Source organism: Microbacterium kyungheense (assembly GCF_006783905.1).
GTDB classification, from domain to species: domain Bacteria; phylum Actinomycetota; class Actinomycetes; order Actinomycetales; family Microbacteriaceae; genus Microbacterium; species Microbacterium kyungheense.
Window position 1 is genome coordinate 429,932 of record NZ_VFPE01000002.1, and the last position, 15,630, is coordinate 445,561.

At 70.7% G+C, this 15,630-nt stretch carries 17 protein-coding genes and 1 tRNA gene; 12 read left to right on the plus strand and 6 right to left on the minus strand.

The window, feature by feature from the left end; translation table 11 throughout:
• The first annotated feature begins 10 nt into the window (after nt 1–10).
• Both FB391_RS08670 and FB391_RS08675 read left to right on the plus strand, forming a co-directional pair.
• On the plus strand, nt 11–454 hold the full coding sequence (locus tag FB391_RS08670; RefSeq protein ID WP_141894038.1) for a YdeI/OmpD-associated family protein: 444 nt from the start codon (nt 11–13) through the stop codon (nt 452–454).
• Between the two features lie 71 nt (nt 455–525).
• Nucleotides 526–1,335 carry an SGNH/GDSL hydrolase family protein gene (locus tag FB391_RS08675; protein ID WP_141894039.1) on the plus strand — a complete coding sequence of 270 codons (810 nt, stop codon included), beginning with the start codon at nt 526–528 and terminating at the stop codon, nt 1,333–1,335.
• Between the two features lie 18 nt (nt 1,336–1,353).
• On the opposite strand, the gene FB391_RS08680 is transcribed toward FB391_RS08675, so the two are convergent.
• Complete coding sequence (locus tag FB391_RS08680; RefSeq protein WP_141894040.1) at nt 1,354–1,857, minus strand: VOC family protein; 504 nt, start codon at nt 1,855–1,857, stop codon at nt 1,354–1,356.
• Between the two features lie 107 nt (nt 1,858–1,964).
• Between FB391_RS08680 and FB391_RS08685 the strand changes: the two genes are divergently transcribed.
• A complete protein-coding gene (locus tag FB391_RS08685; protein WP_141894041.1) occupies nt 1,965–2,726 on the plus strand; it encodes a helix-turn-helix domain-containing protein in 762 nt (253 codons plus the stop codon).
• An 18-nt stretch (nt 2,727–2,744) separates the two neighbouring features.
• On the opposite strand, the gene FB391_RS08690 is transcribed toward FB391_RS08685, so the two are convergent.
• Nucleotides 2,745–3,215: a PaaI family thioesterase gene (locus FB391_RS08690; RefSeq protein WP_141894042.1), complete on the minus strand. Its 471-nt coding sequence runs from the start codon at nt 3,213–3,215 to the stop codon at nt 2,745–2,747.
• An 84-nt stretch (nt 3,216–3,299) separates the two neighbouring features.
• Here FB391_RS08690 and FB391_RS08695 point away from each other — a divergent pair, with 84 nt between their 5' ends.
• From FB391_RS08695 to FB391_RS08735, 9 genes are all read left to right on the plus strand, one after another.
• On the plus strand, nt 3,300–3,671 hold the full coding sequence (locus FB391_RS08695) for a GntR family transcriptional regulator (RefSeq protein ID WP_141894043.1): 372 nt from the start codon (nt 3,300–3,302) through the stop codon (nt 3,669–3,671).
• Nucleotides 3,668–4,672, plus strand: a complete 1,005-nt coding sequence (locus FB391_RS08700) for a DUF1648 domain-containing protein (RefSeq protein ID WP_141894044.1) — start codon at nt 3,668–3,670, stop codon at nt 4,670–4,672. The genes FB391_RS08695 and FB391_RS08700 overlap by 4 nt, the downstream gene beginning before the upstream one ends.
• Nucleotides 4,673–4,703: 31 nt before the next feature.
• Nucleotides 4,704–5,372: an O-methyltransferase gene (locus tag FB391_RS08705; protein ID WP_141894045.1), complete on the plus strand. Its 669-nt coding sequence runs from the start codon at nt 4,704–4,706 to the stop codon at nt 5,370–5,372.
• Nucleotides 5,373–5,475: 103 nt separating this feature from the next.
• Nucleotides 5,476–6,756 carry a phosphopyruvate hydratase gene (eno, locus tag FB391_RS08710; RefSeq protein ID WP_141894046.1) on the plus strand — a complete coding sequence of 427 codons (1,281 nt, stop codon included), beginning with the start codon at nt 5,476–5,478 and terminating at the stop codon, nt 6,754–6,756.
• Nucleotides 6,757–6,787: 31 nt separating this feature from the next.
• Nucleotides 6,788–7,342, plus strand: a complete 555-nt coding sequence (locus FB391_RS08715; RefSeq protein WP_246093428.1) for an FtsB family cell division protein — start codon at nt 6,788–6,790, stop codon at nt 7,340–7,342.
• A gap of 58 nt (nt 7,343–7,400) precedes the next feature.
• Nucleotides 7,401–7,916 carry a DUF501 domain-containing protein gene (locus FB391_RS08720; protein ID WP_141894047.1) on the plus strand — a complete coding sequence of 172 codons (516 nt, stop codon included), beginning with the start codon at nt 7,401–7,403 and terminating at the stop codon, nt 7,914–7,916.
• Complete coding sequence (locus tag FB391_RS08725) at nt 7,913–9,211, plus strand: S8 family peptidase (protein ID WP_185843009.1); 1,299 nt, start codon at nt 7,913–7,915, stop codon at nt 9,209–9,211. Before FB391_RS08720 ends, FB391_RS08725 begins: the two co-directional genes overlap by 4 nt.
• A 33-nt stretch (nt 9,212–9,244) precedes the next feature.
• Nucleotides 9,245–10,675, plus strand: coding sequence for an NAD(P)/FAD-dependent oxidoreductase (locus FB391_RS08730; protein ID WP_141894049.1), 1,431 nt, complete (start codon nt 9,245–9,247; stop codon nt 10,673–10,675).
• Nucleotides 10,676–10,747: 72 nt separating this feature from the next.
• Nucleotides 10,748–10,820 (plus strand) — tRNA-Leu (locus FB391_RS08735).
• A 35-nt stretch (nt 10,821–10,855) separates the two neighbouring features.
• Here FB391_RS08735 and arfA read toward each other — a convergent pair.
• Genes arfA through FB391_RS08755 form a run of 4 tightly spaced genes read right to left on the minus strand, consistent with a single transcriptional unit; the run spans nt 10,856 to nt 15,589 of the window.
• On the minus strand, nt 10,856–12,379 hold the full coding sequence (arfA, locus tag FB391_RS08740) for an arabinosylfuranosidase ArfA (protein WP_141894050.1): 1,524 nt from the start codon (nt 12,377–12,379) through the stop codon (nt 10,856–10,858).
• Between the two features lie 23 nt (nt 12,380–12,402).
• A complete protein-coding gene (locus FB391_RS08745; protein WP_141894051.1) occupies nt 12,403–13,308 on the minus strand; it encodes a carbohydrate ABC transporter permease in 906 nt (301 codons plus the stop codon).
• A complete protein-coding gene (locus tag FB391_RS08750) occupies nt 13,308–14,255 on the minus strand; it encodes a carbohydrate ABC transporter permease (RefSeq protein WP_141894052.1) in 948 nt (315 codons plus the stop codon). The genes FB391_RS08745 and FB391_RS08750 overlap by 1 nt, the downstream gene beginning before the upstream one ends.
• Complete coding sequence (locus FB391_RS08755) at nt 14,252–15,589, minus strand: extracellular solute-binding protein (RefSeq protein ID WP_141894053.1); 1,338 nt, start codon at nt 15,587–15,589, stop codon at nt 14,252–14,254. Before FB391_RS08755 ends, FB391_RS08750 begins: the two co-directional genes overlap by 4 nt.
• Nucleotides 15,590–15,630 lie beyond the last annotated feature (41 nt).

Here is a 15,630-nt window from a genome sequence, read left to right on the forward strand (position 1 = left end):
GGATGGTCGCATGACGCTGCAGATCCACACGGTGCTCGTGCCGTTCGGCCCCGCGACGGCGATCGAGCTGACCGACGCCCAGGTCGACGCGCTCGGCGGCGGCAAGCGCGCCGCCGTCGTCGTCGGCATCGGCGGGAACACCGCGCGGGTGCGATTGGCCGTCATGGACGGCAAGAACGTCATCGGACTGTCCAAGGCGGTGCGCGGACAGCTGGGCGTCGACATCGGCGACGAGGTCGACGCCACGGTGGCCCTGGACACCGCGGAGCGCGAGGTGGAGGTTCCCGATGACCTCGCCGCGGCGCTCGCCGCAGACCCGAGGGCGCGGGCCGCCTTCGACGCGCTGTCGTTCAGCCGCCGCAAGGAGCTCGCGCGCGGGGTCGCCGAGGCCAAGCGCCCCGAGACCCGCGAACGCCGTGTCGCTGCGGCCGTCGAGGAGCTCACCGCCTCCTGACCGCCGCCCGGGCCACCGGACGGTCACCGGCGTGACGGCATCCGTTCACGCGCGTGGGGTGGCATGGTGGCATGTCTCGCCCGCGCGACGTCGTGCCCCGGTCCGTCGTGTTCGGCGTCGCCGGGATCGCGGTCGGCGCCGGGCTGGTGGCGCTGGGCGGGCGCGCGGTGCTGACGCGTCAGGCCGCCGTCGCCCGACGCCGCATCGGCAAGCCGCTCGGCGAAGACGCCCTCGACGCCGACCGGGTGTGGGGCCGGCGGTTCGACGGTCCGCCGCGGGAGCTGGTGGTGCTGGGCGACTCGATCGCGGCGGGACTGGGCGCGCAACGGCGCAAAGACACGCTGGGGGCGCGCCTGGCGAAGGGGCTCGCCCGCGCTGAACGGCGTCCGGTGAGACTGCGGACGGCCGCCGTCGTCGGCGCCGAGACCTCGATGCTCGCGTCCCAGGTCGACAGCCTCCCCGCCGGCTACCGGCCCGAGGCCGCGGTGATCGTCGTCGGCGGCAACGACGTCACGCACCGCATCCCGGTGCCGGTGTCGATCGGGCAGCTCGAAGAGGCGATCGCGAGACTGCAGGCACGGGGCGCGGCCGTCGTGGTGGGGACCTGCCCCGACCTCGGCGCGCTGCGCCCCGTGCCGCAGCCGCTGCGCGCGCTGGGGTCGCGACTGTCGCGCCAGCTCGCGGATGCCCAGGCGGATGCCGCCACGCGACTCGGCGCGCGTGCTGTGTCGCTGCGACGTGCGGTCGGCCCGTTCTTCGTCACGCAGCCCGACGAGATGTTCAGCCTCGATCGGTTCCATCCGAGCGCCCTGGGCTACCGCCGCACCGCCGAGGCGCTGCTGCCCGCGGTGATCGCGGCGCTCGGGGACGGCGACGGGTGAGCCGCCGTCCTGTCCGGATCAGCCCGCGTATGAGGCCGCCCACTCCGCGACGCGGGCGGCGCTCTCGTCCTCGGACAGGTCCTCGACGCGCGTCATGATCGACCAGCGCACGCCGAACGGGTCACGCACGCTCGAGAACCGGTCGCCCGAGACGAACGTCGACGGCTCTTCGCGCACCGTCGCTCCCGCGGCGACCGCGCGTGCGGTCACCGCGTCGACGTCGGTGACGTAGATCCCCAGCGAGTAGCAGTCCGCGTCGCCCTCCGGGGCCGGCACGAGGCCGTACTCGGGCGACGGCTCGCCCACCTGCAGCAGGCCGATCCCGAAGTCGAGCCCCGCGTGCACGACGAGCCCGTCGAATTCGGTGACGTCGGTGACGCGCGCGCCGAAGACGTCGCGGTAGAAGTCGATGGCCTCCTTGGCGCCCCGGATCGCGAGGAAGGGGGTGAGGCTGGTCGCCGAGTTCGGACGGCCGTCGGTCGTGTGCACACCGGTCACGCCGGTGGTGTTCTCTGTGGTCATGCATCCGATGGTCGCGGAGGGGTGGATGCCACGGCTTGCAGATTCGCGACAACCTGCGCGGCGACGGCGCGCCGCGCACTGTCGGCGCCCGCCGCTAACGTGGCGGCGTGACAGACCCCCACCGCGGCGTGCTCTACCCCGATCGGCTGCCGCGCTTCACGCGCCTGGCGCCGGGGGAGGCGGCATCCGATCTCGTCGAGTGGTACTGGATCCCGCAGTGGGACCTGCCCGACGGCGTCGAGTCGTGCCAGGCCGTGCTGCCGTATCCCGCCGCCAATCTCGCGATCGAACCGGACGGCGTCACGCTGTGGGGCGTCACGACGCGGGCGGGCGAGCGCGTCCTGCGCGGGCGCGGCTGGGCGGTGGGCGTGCTGCTGCGGCCCGCCGCGCTGGCGCAGCTCATCGCGTCCCCGGCCGATCTCGCCGACGCCCATGTCGTGCTCGCCGAGCCGGCCCTGCAGGCGGCGGTGGCCGCGGCGATGCCCGACGTGCAGGCGGCGGCCGACGCCGTCGAGACCTGGCTGGTCGCCCGCGTGGGCCGGCTCACGCCCGAGGCGCGACTGGCCAACGCGATGGCAGGCCTGCTGATGAACGATCCGGCGATCCTGCGCCTGGACGATGCGGCCGAGCGGCTGCACGTGTCGGCACGTACGCTGCAGCGCCTCGCGCATCGCACGGTCGGGCTTCCTCCGGCGGCGATGATCCGCCGCCGCCGCCTGCAGGAGGCCGCACAGCGCGTGCGCGACGACCCGGCCGCGTCGCTCTCCGCGATCGCCGCAGACCTCGGCTACGCCGATCAGGCGCACCTCGCGAACGACTTCCGCGCCGTGCTCGGCTTCACCGCCTCGGACTACCGCGACGCACGATGACCGCTGCGACGGCGACCGCTACGACTGCGCGGCCGTCACGCGCTTCTTCTCGCGGACGTACACCTCGCGGCGCACACGGGCGACGACGTCCCCCGATGCGTCGGTGATGTCGGTCGCGAACCACTCCAGCACCTTCGCACCGCCGCGGGCGCGCTCGCGCAGCTCTTCGGCCTTCTCGCGCGGCACCTCGAAGCGTGCCGTGAGCACGCCGCGGCCCGGCTTGACGAACTCGATCTCGCCGCGCGTGTCCCACACCACGTAGTCGCGCCCGAGCTGGTGCATCACGAGCATGAAGTAGTACGGGTCCGTCATCGCCGACATCGAGCCCCCGAAGGCCGTCTTCACGTAATTGCGGGTGAAGACGTTGACGTGCAGCTCGACGGTGGCGCTGGTCCAGTCGTCCGAGAAGCGTCGCACGCGGATGCCGCTGAACAGGTTGGGGATCCACAGGCTCATGCCGACAGCGAGCCGGCGGGGAGTCACGCGCATGCGCCCAGCATGGCGGAGGCGCCGCTGCGCGCGCCGTCGATTGGCGCTTGCACACAATTGTTCTAGTTGTCATAGAATAAGTCTGTGTTGGTGAGGATCGATCCCGAGAGCGATGCGCCGCTGTTCGCGCAGATCGCCGCCTCCGTGCGGGCGGATGCCGCCGCCGGCCGCCTTCGCGCCGGCGACCGGCTTCCGGCCGCCCGCGACATCGCGTCGGCGCTCGGAGTGAACGTGCACACCGTGCTGCACGCCTATCAGGACCTCCGCGACGAGGGTCTGGTCGAGCTGCGCAGAGGGCGTGGCGCGGCCGTGACCGCCCAGGCGGCAGCGCTGCAGGACCTCCACCACGACATCCTCGACCTCGTCGCGCGGGCGCGCGCGGCGGGACTCGCCCCCGACGCTCTGGCCGCCCTCGTGAAAGAGGCCGGTCGTGCCGAACCCAAGGAGCACCGATGACCCGCCCCGACGTCGCCGTCCGCCGCTTCGTCCTGGTCGCCGTCTGGCTGCCGGTCGTCGTCGTCGCCGCGGCCGTGGCGATCCAGCTGATCGCTCTTGCGCAGTCGCCGTCGACCATCGCGGTGCACTGGAACGCCGCGGGCGAGGCGGACGGCTTCGCACCGGCGTGGACGCAGCCTCTCATGACCGCGTTGTTCGGTCTCGGGCTCCCGCTGCTGATGGCGCTCACCTCGCTGGGCGGCCTGCGTCGCGGCGACCGCGGGCCGACATACCGGCTCATGGGCGCGAGCGCCGCGGCGGTGTCGCTGCTCGTCAGCGTCGCACTCACCTGGTCGCTGGTGATGCAGGTGGGGCTCGACGCCGCGCAGGCGCCGACGGTATGGGCGGCCCTCGCCGCGTCGCTGATCGCCGCCGCCGTGGTGGGCGTCGCCGCGTGGTTCCTGCAGCCGAAGACGGCGCAGGCGGCCCTGCCGTCGCCGTCAGCCGCGCCGCTCGCACTCGGGCCGAACGAACGCGTCCTGTGGATGCGGACGATCTCGATGTCGACGGCCGCGGCGGTCGCCATCGTCGCAGCCGTCGTGCTCGTCGCGGTGGCCGCCGTCGTGGCGTGGGTCACGGGCGCGAGCCCCGCCCTCGCGTGGCTGCTCACCGCTGCCGCCGTGCTCCTGGTGTTCTTCGCCGCGACCACGCTCGCGTTCCACGTCCGCGTGGACGACACCGGTCTCGCCGTCGATTCCGTGCTCGGCATCCCTCGCTTCCGTGTGCCCCTCTCGGACGTCGTCGGCGCCGCCCGCGTGCACGTGAACCCGATGGGGGAGTTCGGCGGCTGGGGACTTCGCATCGCGCCGCAGGGTCGCCGCTTCGGGATCGTGCTGCGCACCGGCGAGGCCCTGGAGGTCACGCGTGGCAGCGGGCGACGGCTGGTCGTCACCGTCGACGACGCCGAGACCGCCGCCGCACTGCTGGAGGCTCTGGTCCAGCGGACGGCGGCCAGGCCTTGACGCCCGGCGCGGCGCCGGTTTTGCTGGGGGCATGGCTGACCCCACCCCTGACACCTGGCGCCGCGTCGACACCTACCTGACCGAACTGCTCGTGGGCCACGACCCCGGCCTGGAGCGCGCGGTCGAGGAGCAGAACGACGCCGGGCTGCCGGCGATCGAGGTCGCGCCGGTCAACGGCAAGCTGCTGCATCTGCTCGCCCGCATGGCCGGAGCACGACGCGTGCTCGAGATCGGCACGCTCGGCGCGTACTCGACGATCTGGCTCGCGCGTGCCGTTCCCGAGGGCGGCCGCGTCGTGACGATCGAGGCCGAACCACGCAACGCCGACATCGCGCGCGCGAACCTCGAGCGGGCCGGCGTCGGCGATCGGGTAGAGATCCGCGTCGGGCGCGGCGCCGACGTGCTGCCGACGCTCGAAGGCGGCGAGCCCTTCGACCTCGTCTTCATCGACGCCGACAAGGAGTCCAACACGATCTACCTCGACTGGGCGGCGCGACTCGGGCGCCCCGGCACCGTCGTCATGGTCGACAACGCCGTGCGCGGCGGAGAGGTGGCCAATCCCGCCACTGAGAACCCCCAGATCATCGGCGTCCAGCGGGGTCTGGAGATGCTGGGCCGCGACCCTCGCTTCGACGCCACGGCCCTGCAGACACTCGATGCGAAGGGCTACGACGGGATCGCGGTGGCGCTGGTCGTGTGACCGCACGTCATCCGACCTGAGGCGCGGCACCCCACCTCACTAGACTGGCCGCGGACCGACGACGCTCCGAGAACCACCCACTCCACGAACAAGGAGACCCCCTGTGGCACAGATCGAGGCTGTAGGCGCGCGCGAGATCCTCGACTCGCGCGGAAACCCGACCGTCGAGGTGGAGGTGCTGCTCGACGACGGGATCGTCCAGCGGGCGGCCGTCCCCTCCGGCGCGTCGACCGGCGCTTTCGAGGCGTACGAGCTGCGCGACGGCGACAAGGGCCGCTATGGCGGCAAGGGCGTCCTGAAGGCGATCGACGCCGTCATCGACGAGCTCGGCCCGGCCATCGAGGGCGTCGAGGCGAGCGAGCAGCGCGTCATCGACGAGATCCTGAACGAGACCGACGGCACCTCCAACAAGGAGCGCACGGGCGCCAACGCGATCCTCGGCATCTCGCTCGCCGTCGCCAAGGCCGCGGCCGACTCGGCCGACCTGCCGCTGTTCCGCTACCTGGGCGGCCCCAACGCGCACGTCCTGCCCGTGCCGCTGTTCAACGTCATCAACGGCGGCGAGCACGCCGACAACGGCATCGACTTCCAGGAGTTCTTCCTCGCGCCGATCGGCGCCGAGACCTACCGCGAGTCGCTGCGCTGGGGCACCGAGGTGTACCACGTGCTCAAGGGCGAGCTGAAGGCCGCCGGCTACGCCACCGGCCTCGGCGACGAGGGCGGCTTCGCGCCCGACCTGCCCAGCAACCGCGAGGGCCTCGACTTCCTCATGAAGGCGATCGAGAAGGCCGGCTTCACGCCCGGCAAGGACGTCGCCGTCGGTCTCGACGTCGCCGCCACCGAGTTCTTCAAGGACGGCGTCTACACCGTCGAGGGTCAGGCGTGGTCGGCCGAGAAGCTGACCGGCTACTTCGCCGACCTGGTCGAGAACTACCCGATCGTCACGATCGAGGACGCCCTCGCCGAGGACGACTGGGACGCCTGGAAGGCCCTCACCGATGAGCTCGGCACCAAGGTGCAGCTCGTCGGCGACGACCTGTTCGTCACCAACCCCGAGCGCCTGCAGCGCGGCATCGACCTCGGTGTCGCGAACGCGCTGCTGGTCAAGGTCAACCAGATCGGCACGCTCACCGAGACGCTCGACGCGGTGGCCCTGGCGACGCAGAACGGCTACCGCTCGATGCTGTCGCACCGTTCCGGCGAGACCGAGGACACCACCATCGCCGACCTGGCGGTCGCCGTGAACTGCGGTCAGATCAAGACCGGCGCGCCCGCTCGCAGCGAGCGTGTCGCGAAATACAATCAGCTTCTGCGCATCGAAGAAGAGCTCGGCGACGCCGCGGTCTTCGCGGGTCGCGGAGCGTTCCCCCGTTTCAAGGGCTGACGCGCAGAACGACGTACGAGAGGGGGGAGCCGTGGCCAAGACGACGGCTCCCCCTTCTCGTCCCTCCCGCCGGCGCCCGGTGGCCGGTCGGCGCCCCGTAGACGTACGGGGCTGGCTCGGCGGCATCCGGCTCTCGGGTTTCATGGCCATCATGCTGGGCCTCGTCGTGCTCGCGGCGTTCGTGCTGGTGCCGACGATCGGGACGTATGTCGACCAGCGCCAGCAGATCGCCGCGCTCGAGGCGGCGGTCCAGCTCAGCCGCGACGAGGTCGCCGACCTCAAAGCACAGCGCGAGCGGTGGCAGGACCCGGCCTACATCACCACGCAGGCGCGTGAGCGTCTGTACTACGTCAAGCCGGGCGAGGTCGTGTACCTCGTCGACAACGATCTGCCGCCGGAGCTCGCACCCCAGGAGCAGGCGCCCGTGAGCGACGAGGTCCAGGCGGCGCAGACGGACTGGATGTCGCAGCTGGTGCGCTCGGTCACCGAGGCGGGCCTCGCCCAGACCGTCGCCCCCGTCACGTTCGGCGTCCCCGATGTCACGCCGACCGATCCCGCACCCACCGGCGGCACGCCGATCCCCTGAGCCGTCGCACACGGTCACGGTCCAGCCGCGTCCCAGGCGCCTTGGGTAGCCTGGAATCGTGACGACCCCGCCGTTCCCCCCTGTCCGCGACGCCGACCTCGCCGTGCTTCGCGAGCAGCTCGGGCGTCCCGCCCGCGGGGTCATCGGCATCGCCGCGCGCTGCGTGTGCGGCAACCCGACCGTCGTGGCGACCTCGCCCCGGCTGCCCGACGGTTCGCCCTTCCCGACGTTCTACTACCTGACGCACCCCGCCGCGACGGCGGCGATGTCGACGCTCGAAGCCGACCATGTGATGCGCGAGCTCTCGGAGGAGCTGGCCGACGACGAGGTCGCGGCGGCGTACCAGGGCGCCCACGAGGCGTATCTGCGCGACCGCGCCGTGTACGGCGAACCCGAAGAGATCGCCGGCATCTCGGCGGGCGGCATGCCGACACGCGTCAAATGCCTGCACGCCCTGGCCGGCCACGCGCTCGCCGCGGGGCCGGGCGTCAACCCGATCGGGGATCGCGCGCTGCAGCTCTCGTCGTGGTCGCCCGACCGCTGCGTGTGCGCCCAGCCGGGATCGGCCGGATGATCCGTCGCCTCCTGGGCGCGATCGCCGCTGCCGCCGTCGCGACGACGCTCGTCGCGGGCGCACCGGCGACGGCTCAGGCGGCGACCCCCGAGGCCTCCCCGCCCGGCGCAGCCGGCCAGGACGCGGTCCGTGCGGCGCAGTACTGGCTGAACGACTACGGCATCGCCGAAGCGTGGCAGACCACGCGGGGCGCCGGCGTCAAGATCGCGATCGTCGACACCGGCATCGGCCGTGGCACGAGCGAGTTCGACGGCGCCGTCAGCGCTGGGACGGACGTGTCGGGTGCCGGCTCGCCCGACGGCCGTACGCCGGTCGGCGCGGTCGACGCCGATCACGGCAGCTGGGTCGCCTCGCTGGCCGCAGGCCGGGGCACGGGGCCCGACACCGGTGTGATCGGGGTCGCGCCCGAGGCGCAGCTGCTGGCGGTGTCGGTGGGTTTCGGGTCGTCGGCGACACGCTCCTTCGCCGACCAGATCGTCGACGCGATCCACTGGTCGGTCGACAACGGCGCGGACGTCATCAACATGTCGCTGACGACGAACGTGCCCGACTGGCCGGAGAGCTGGGACGAGGCGTTCCAGTACGCGTTCGATCATGACGTCGTGGTCGTGGTGGCTGCCGGCAACCGGGGGAGCGGCACCACCAAGGTGGGCGCGCCCGCCACGATCCCGGGCGTGCTGACCGTCGGCGGCGTGGACCGTGCCGGCAAGGCGAGCGTGGACGCGTCGACCCAGGGCATCACGATCGGGGTCTCGGCGCCGAGCGAGGAACTGGTCGGCGTCTCGGCCGACGGCACCGTGGTCTCGTGGGACGGGACGAGCGGCGCGGCGCCCATCGTCGCCGGCATCGCCGCTCTGGTGCGGGCTGCGCATCCCGAGCTCGACGCCGACAACGTCATCAACCGCATCGTCAAGACCGCGCACCCGGTCGGCACGGACCCGGCGGACAAGCTGCTGTACGGCTTCGGACTGGTCGATGCCGCCGCCGCGGTGTCGGCGAACGTCGCGCGCGTCGACGCGAATCCCATGGGCAGCCTCAAGGACTGGGTGCGGCTGTACCGCCGGGCGCAGTCGGCGCCGCTGCCGACAGAATCGGCACCGTCTGCCGAGATCCCCCCGCTGCCGAAGGCCGACGCGATGACGCGCGCGTCGTCACCGCTGCTGCCCGACCGCGACACCGTCCTGTACGGGACGCTGCCGCTCACGTTGCTCACGGCGGCCGCTATACTGGTGGCGCTCGGCGTCACCGCTGCTGTCCGACGCATCCGATTGGCGTCCCGCACGCCGAGCCGCTGACATCCAGGAGTAGTCCCCACCGTGAGCAACACCGTGCCAAAGATCCTTATCGTCGGCGGCGGATACGCAGGCTTCTACACCGCGTGGAAGCTCGAGAAGCATCTTCGCAAGGGTGAGGCAGAGGTCACGATCGTCGACCCGCTGCCCTACATGACCTACCAGCCGTTCCTCCCCGAGGTCGCCGCCGGTTCGATCGAGGCGCGCCACGCGGTCGTGGCGCTGCGCCGCCACCTCAAGCGCACGAACGTCGTGGCCGCCAAGGTCACGGGCATCGACCACGCGCACAAGACGGCGACGATCACGCCCATCGCCGGCGCGCCGTACGAGTTCGAGTACGACCAGATCGTCGTCACGGCCGGTGCCGTGTCGCGCACGTTCCCGATCCCGGGCATCGCCGACAACGCGATCGGCCTCAAGACGATCGAAGAGGCTGTCGCGATCCGTGACCGGCTGATGTCGAACTTCGACAAGGCTTCGACGCTTCCTGCCGGCCCCGAGCGCGATCGCCTGCTCACGGTCGTCGTCGTCGGCGGCGGCTTCGCAGGCATCGAGGTGTTCGCCGAGCTGCGCTCGCTGGCATCCTCGCTCGTCAAGAGCTATCCGCAGCTGACCTTCGACGACACGCACTTCCACCTCATCGAGGCGATGGGGCGCATCATGCCCGAGGTGTCGCTCAAGACGAGCGAATGGGTGCTGAAGAACCTCGCCAAGCGCGGGGCGTCGGTTCACCTCGACACGCAGGTGCAGGGCGCCGTGGACGGCAACGTCCAGCTGTCGACGGGCGAGGTCATCCCGACCGACCTGATCATCTGGACCGCGGGCGTCATGGCCAACCCGACCGTCGTCCGCGGCGGCGACCTCCCCGTCGAGGAACGCGGCCGCATCCGCACCCGCGCCGACCTGCGCGTGGGCACCGAGGACGAGTTCGTCGAGGGCGCTTGGGCCGCCGGTGACGTGTCGGCCGTTCCCGACCTGTCCGGCGGCGGTGTGGGCGGTTACTGCGTGCCCAACGCGCAGCACGCGGTCCGCCAGGCGAAGCTCCTCGCCAAGAACCTGGTCGCGGTGCTCCGCGGTGAGCTGCCCCGTCAGTACTTCCACAAGAACCTCGGCGCCGTCGCGGGCCTCGGCCTGTGGGTCGGCGTCTTCCAGTCGGGCAACCTCGCCCTCAAGGGCTGGATCGCCTGGCTCGCGCATCGCGGCTACCACGGCCTCGCCATGCCTTCGTGGGAGCGCAAGTGGCGCGTCCTGTGGGGCTGGTGGAACAACTTCTGGCTCGGTCGCGACCTGGTCAACCTGTCGACGGTGCAGAACCCGCGGTACGTCTTCGAAGAGTTCGCCGCGCGCCCGCGTCCGCCGCAGCCCGTCGAGGCGCCCGCCGAGCCGGCCGCACCGGCCGCGAAGGCGCCCGCGCGCAAGGCTCCCGCGAAGAAGGCCGCCGACGCCGAGAAGGTCGCCGCCAACTGAGCAACCGCGAATGCCGCAGTCTCGTCTGACAAGATGAGCCTGCGGCATTCGCGTCTTCGCGGACGGCCTCCCGCCCCCGTAGCCCAATGGCAGAGGCAGGCGACTTAAAATCGCTTCAGTGTGGGTTCGAGTCCCACCGGGGGTACGGCAGCGGTCGCCGTCCTGGGCGGTCGCGCCCGCTCACGCGAGCTCGAGGACCGTCCACGACAGCGGCGGGAGTGTGGCCCGCACCGCACCGTCGACCACTTCCGCGGCGGCCAGGGGCACCATGTGGACGGCGTCCGGCGAGCCCTCGAGGTTCGTCGTCAGGCGGTCGCCCCCCTCGGGGATCGTGAGCGTCTCGGCGTTGACCACCCGCAGCGACCCCATCCCGTGCAGCTCGATCGTCAGGTCGTTGGACTCGTCGATCGCACGGTTGGCCACGAAGACGACGACCCGGCCGGTGCTCTCGTCATAGGTCGCCGCGGCGTCGACCGAGTCGACATCGCCGTAGCGGTTCGTGGCGATCTGCGACGACGACACCGCGAGCTGCAGGATGCGGCCCCTGGCGAGCCGCGCCATCCGTTCGAAGGGCCAGAAGGTCGTCTGCCGCCATGCCGCACCGCCCGGCTCGGAGCGGATGGGCCCGATCACGTTCACGAGCTGAGCCTGGTTGGCGATGCGCACGCGGTCGCCGTGCCGCAGCAGGCTGTTCAGGAACGTGCCCACGACGACGGCATCCGTCACGTTGTACGTGTCCTCGATGAGCCGCGGATGCTCCCGCCATCCGGATGCGGCGATCTCGGCCGCCTCTGCGTCGTTGTAGCGGTCGAAGTCCCACACGTTCCACTCGTCGAACGAGATGTTGACCTGCTTGGTGTGCTTGCCGGCGGCCTTGACCGCGTCGATCGTGGCGATGACGCCGTCGATGAAGGCATCCACGTCGACCGCTTCGGCCAGGAACGAGGCGGCGTCGCCGTCGGCTTCGCGATAGTACGCGTGCATCGAGATGTAGTCGACCTCGTCGTACGCGTGCGTGAGCACCGTGTGCTCCCAGGTGCCGAACGTGGGCATGCCGCGGTTGGACGAGCCCACGGCCACCAGTTCGATCGAGTCGTCGACGAGCTTCATGGCCTTGGCGGTCTCTTGCGCGAGGCGCCCGTATTCGGCCGCCGTCTTGTGGCCGATCTGCCACGGGCCGTCCAGCTCGTTGCCCAGGCACCACAGCTTGATGTCGAACGGCTGCTCCGCGCCGTTGCGACGGCGCAGGTCCGACCAGTAGGTCCCGCCCGGGTGGTTCGCGTACTCGACGAGGGAGCGCGCCTCCTCGACCCCGCGGGTGCCGAGGTTGATCGCCTCCATGATCTCGACATCGGCCGCGCGCGCCCAGTCGACGAACTCGTGCAGCCCGAACGCGTTGGTCTCGATCGTGTGCCACGCGCCGTCCATGCGGACGGGACGCTCGGCGACCGGGCCCACGCCGTCCTCCCACTGGTACCCCGACACGAAATTGCCGCCGGGGTACCGGATCACGGTCGGACCCATCTCGCGCACCAGCTCGAGCACATCGGTGCGGAAGCCGCGCTCGTCGGCGCGGGGATGCCCGGGCTCGAAGATGCCGGTGTACACGCACCTTCCCATGTGCTCCACGAAAGAGCCGAAGAGGCGGCGCGGCACGTCTCCGATCGTGAAGTCGCGGTCGATGGTGATGCGGGACTGAGGCATTGCTCTCCTCTGGGAAAGGGGGGTCACTGGCCGCCGAAGCCGCTGGTGACCACGCCCTTGACGATCTGCTTCTGGAAGATCATGAACACGATGATGAGCGGGAGTGCCGCCAGGACCGCCTGGGCCATGATCTGCGCGTACTGCACGCCGTACGCGCTGATCACGGTCTGGAGCCCGACGGGGAGCGTCATCAGCGTGGTGTCGTTGATGACGAGGAACGGCCACAGGAAGTTGTTCCACGCGCCGATGAACACGAAGATCGCCACCGACGCGAGGATCGGGCGAGACAGGGGCAGCACGATCGACCAGAAGATCCGGAACCGTCCTGCGCCGTCGACGCGGGCCGCATCCTCGAGCTCGATGGGGATCGCGTCGAAGAACCGCTTCAGGATGAACACCATCACCGGCGCGACGATCTGGGGGAGGATGAGCCCCCAGTACGTGTCCACCAGGTTGAAGGTCAGCATCTGATAGAAGAGCGGGATGATCAGCACCTGGGGCGGCACCACGATCGAGGCCACGATCACGACGAACAGCCACCGGCGGCCGGCGAAGTCGAGGCGAGAGAACGCGTAGGCGGCCAGCGCCGAGATCGCCAGTGTGATGGCGGTGATCAGCACGGATGTCAGGAGGCTGTTGAACGCCCAGATGTACACGTTGCCCTGCGACAGGATCGCCGTGAAGGCATCCAGCGTCGGACCCGACGCACCGATCCACGACGGGTCGCCCGATGCCGCGTCCGGCTCGGTCTTGAAGGCGGTCGCCACGGCCCAGAGGAACGGGAGCAGCCAGCCGATCGCCATCAGCAGCAGCACCACGAACGCGGCGATGCGCAGCGGCCCGAACGGGTTCTGGCCCGGCAGGTGGCCGCGCCCGCGCGGCTTGGCCGAGACGATCGTCTCGGTGGGCGTGAGGGTGGCGGTGGACATCAGAACTGCTCCTTCCGGCGACGCGTGATCAGCGCCTGCGCGACGCCCAGGATGACGATGAGGGTGAAGAAGATGTACGAGATGGCCGCCGAGTACCCGAACCGGTAGCCGACGAAGCCCGTCTCGTAGATGTACTGGACGATGGAGCGTGTGGTGTCGCTCGCGACCCCGCCCAGCATCTGGTACGCCTGGTCGAAGAGCTTCAGCGACGCGAGGACCTGCAGCAGCACGATCAGGACGGTCGCCGGTCCGAGCTGCGGCAGCGTGATGGACCAGAACTGCCGCCACGCGCCGGCGCCGTCGAGGGATGCCGCCTCGTACTGCTGGGCGGGGATGTTCTGCATCGACGCCAGGTACAGGAGGAAGTTGAACCCGACCGTCCACCACACCGTCGCGATCACGATCGCGAGCATGTTCGTGTCGGGGTTCTGCAGCCAGGCGATGGGCTGCAGCCCGAAGAACTTCAGGATGTTGTTCGCCGCGCCGATCTGCGGGTTGAAGATCCACACCCAGATCTGCGAGATGACGGTGGATGCCAGCAGGTAGGGCATGAAGAACGACAGGCGCCACAGCCACTGACCCGGCAGGCCGCGATCCACCAGCGCGGCCATGACGAGCGCGATGAGGACGAGCGGCACCGTCGAGAGGACGGTGAACCACACGGTGTTCCACATCGACCGCCACATCACCGGGTCGGTGAGCGCCTCGGCGTAGTTGGCGAAGCCGACGAGATCACCGCCGGCCCCGGTCAGGGACTGGTTCGTGAAGCTGAGGAAGATGCCGTGGACGATCGGCCACACGAGGAAGAGGAGGAACGCGACGAGGAACGGTGCGACGAACGCCCAGCTGACCAGCTGGTCGCGGTGGTGGCGGGAGCCCGCCCGCTGGGTGCGGACGGATGACCGGCCGGTGACGATGGTGCGCGTGGAGGTGACGGAAGTCGTCATGACCGGGACGTCCCTTCGGGATCTGCCGGGTTCGGCTGCTTCAGGAAGGTGTTCACGCGGGACTCGAACCGGTCGATCGCCGCAGCGGGGTCGTCGCCGCTGAGCAGCACGTTCTGGACGGCGGCGCCGAACTCGCCCTGGAAGTTCGAGCCCGAGCCGGTGAACCACGCGGTCGGGTCGTACACCACGTGCTGCGCCGCGTCGGCGTAGTGGGCCTGCGGAACCAGTTCGGCGTACTCCGCCGACTCGGTCACCGGCAGGAACGCGGGGATGTGGCCGGCCTCGGCCCACCCGAACGAGCCCTTGAGCATGTCGGCAACGAACTGGTACGTCAGATCGCGTCGATGTGCGTCCGCACTGGCCTGGCGCGGCAGGACGAACGAGTGCGAGTCGGCGTACGCGGCGGCGGTGCCGTAGAGCGTCGGGATCATCGTCGCATCAAAGGGCAGCTCGGCGTTCTGCATCGTGCGCAGCTCCCACACGCCGGTGAACAGCATCCCGCTCTTGCCGGTGGCGAACTCGGCCACGGCGGTGCCGTAGTCGGCCTGGGTCGCGGCGATCTCGCCGTCGAGCAGGGTGCGCATGTAGCTGAGCGACTCGATCGCGGCATCCTTGTCCATGACGGCCTTGCCGCCCTCGGGCAGTTCCATCGCGATCCCGTGCTGGCAGTACAGGGTGTAGAAGAGGCGCCACATCTGCGCGCCGTCGCCGAGGTAGCCGTACGAGAGAGCGTGGCCGTCGGCGGCGCCGCCGATCTCGCGCAGCTGGTCCAGGAACTCCTCGGGGCTCGAGGTCTCGGTGAGCTTCCCGTCGCTGTCGAGCACTCCCGCGGTGTCGCAGATGTCGGTGTTGAACATCGCGATGAACGGATGCGCGTCGAGGGCGATGCTGTAGTGCTTGCCGTCGACGGCCCCCTTGTCCCAGATCGGCTGGGGGAAGGTGGAGCTGTCGACGCCGAGCTCGGCCAGCTGGTCGAGATCCCACGGGTCCAGCAGCCCGCCCGGGGCCCACCCGACCGTGCGGGTCGCGTGCATGATCGCGACGTCAGGGGCGCGCCCGCCGGCGGCCGCCATGGCGAGCTTGGTGTAGTACGGGGTGCCCCAGGCGAGCACCGTCGGGCGGATGCGGAAGTCGTTCTGCGCATCGTTGACGTTCTGGAGGAGCTGCGACATGGTGACACCGTCGCCACCGGACAGCAGATGCCAGAACTGGAGCGTCTGTGGTGTGGGACCCGTCGGTGCGCCTGCGGCGCAGCCGGCGAGCAGGGCGGCTCCGGCGGCAGCGGAGGCTGCGCTGAGGAACTGCCTTCGAGACAGATCGAGCGGGGGCGTCATCGTCACTCCTTCGTGACCGGGCGGGGGTGGCTACATGTTTA

Excerpts from the sequence above, each read along its gene's own strand:
- FB391_RS08670 (WP_141894038.1), top strand. The coding sequence starts at position 11 with ATGACGCTGCAGATCCACACGGTGCTCGTGCCGTTCGGCCCCGCGACG.
- FB391_RS08675 (WP_141894039.1), top strand. The coding sequence starts at position 526 with ATGTCTCGCCCGCGCGACGTCGTGCCCCGGTCCGTCGTGTTCGGCGTC.
- FB391_RS08680 (WP_141894040.1), bottom strand. The coding sequence starts at position 1,857 with ATGACCACAGAGAACACCACCGGCGTGACCGGTGTGCACACGACCGAC.
- FB391_RS08690 (WP_141894042.1), bottom strand. The coding sequence starts at position 3,215 with ATGCGCGTGACTCCCCGCCGGCTCGCTGTCGGCATGAGCCTGTGGATC.
- FB391_RS08700 (WP_141894044.1), top strand. The coding sequence starts at position 3,668 with ATGACCCGCCCCGACGTCGCCGTCCGCCGCTTCGTCCTGGTCGCCGTC.
- FB391_RS08705 (WP_141894045.1), top strand. The coding sequence starts at position 4,704 with ATGGCTGACCCCACCCCTGACACCTGGCGCCGCGTCGACACCTACCTG.
- FB391_RS08725 (WP_185843009.1), top strand. The coding sequence starts at position 7,913 with ATGATCCGTCGCCTCCTGGGCGCGATCGCCGCTGCCGCCGTCGCGACG.
- arfA (WP_141894050.1), bottom strand. The coding sequence starts at position 12,379 with ATGCCTCAGTCCCGCATCACCATCGACCGCGACTTCACGATCGGAGAC.
- FB391_RS08745 (WP_141894051.1), bottom strand. The coding sequence starts at position 13,308 with ATGTCCACCGCCACCCTCACGCCCACCGAGACGATCGTCTCGGCCAAG.
- FB391_RS08750 (WP_141894052.1), bottom strand. The coding sequence starts at position 14,255 with ATGACGACTTCCGTCACCTCCACGCGCACCATCGTCACCGGCCGGTCA.
- FB391_RS08755 (WP_141894053.1), bottom strand. The coding sequence starts at position 15,589 with ATGACGCCCCCGCTCGATCTGTCTCGAAGGCAGTTCCTCAGCGCAGCC.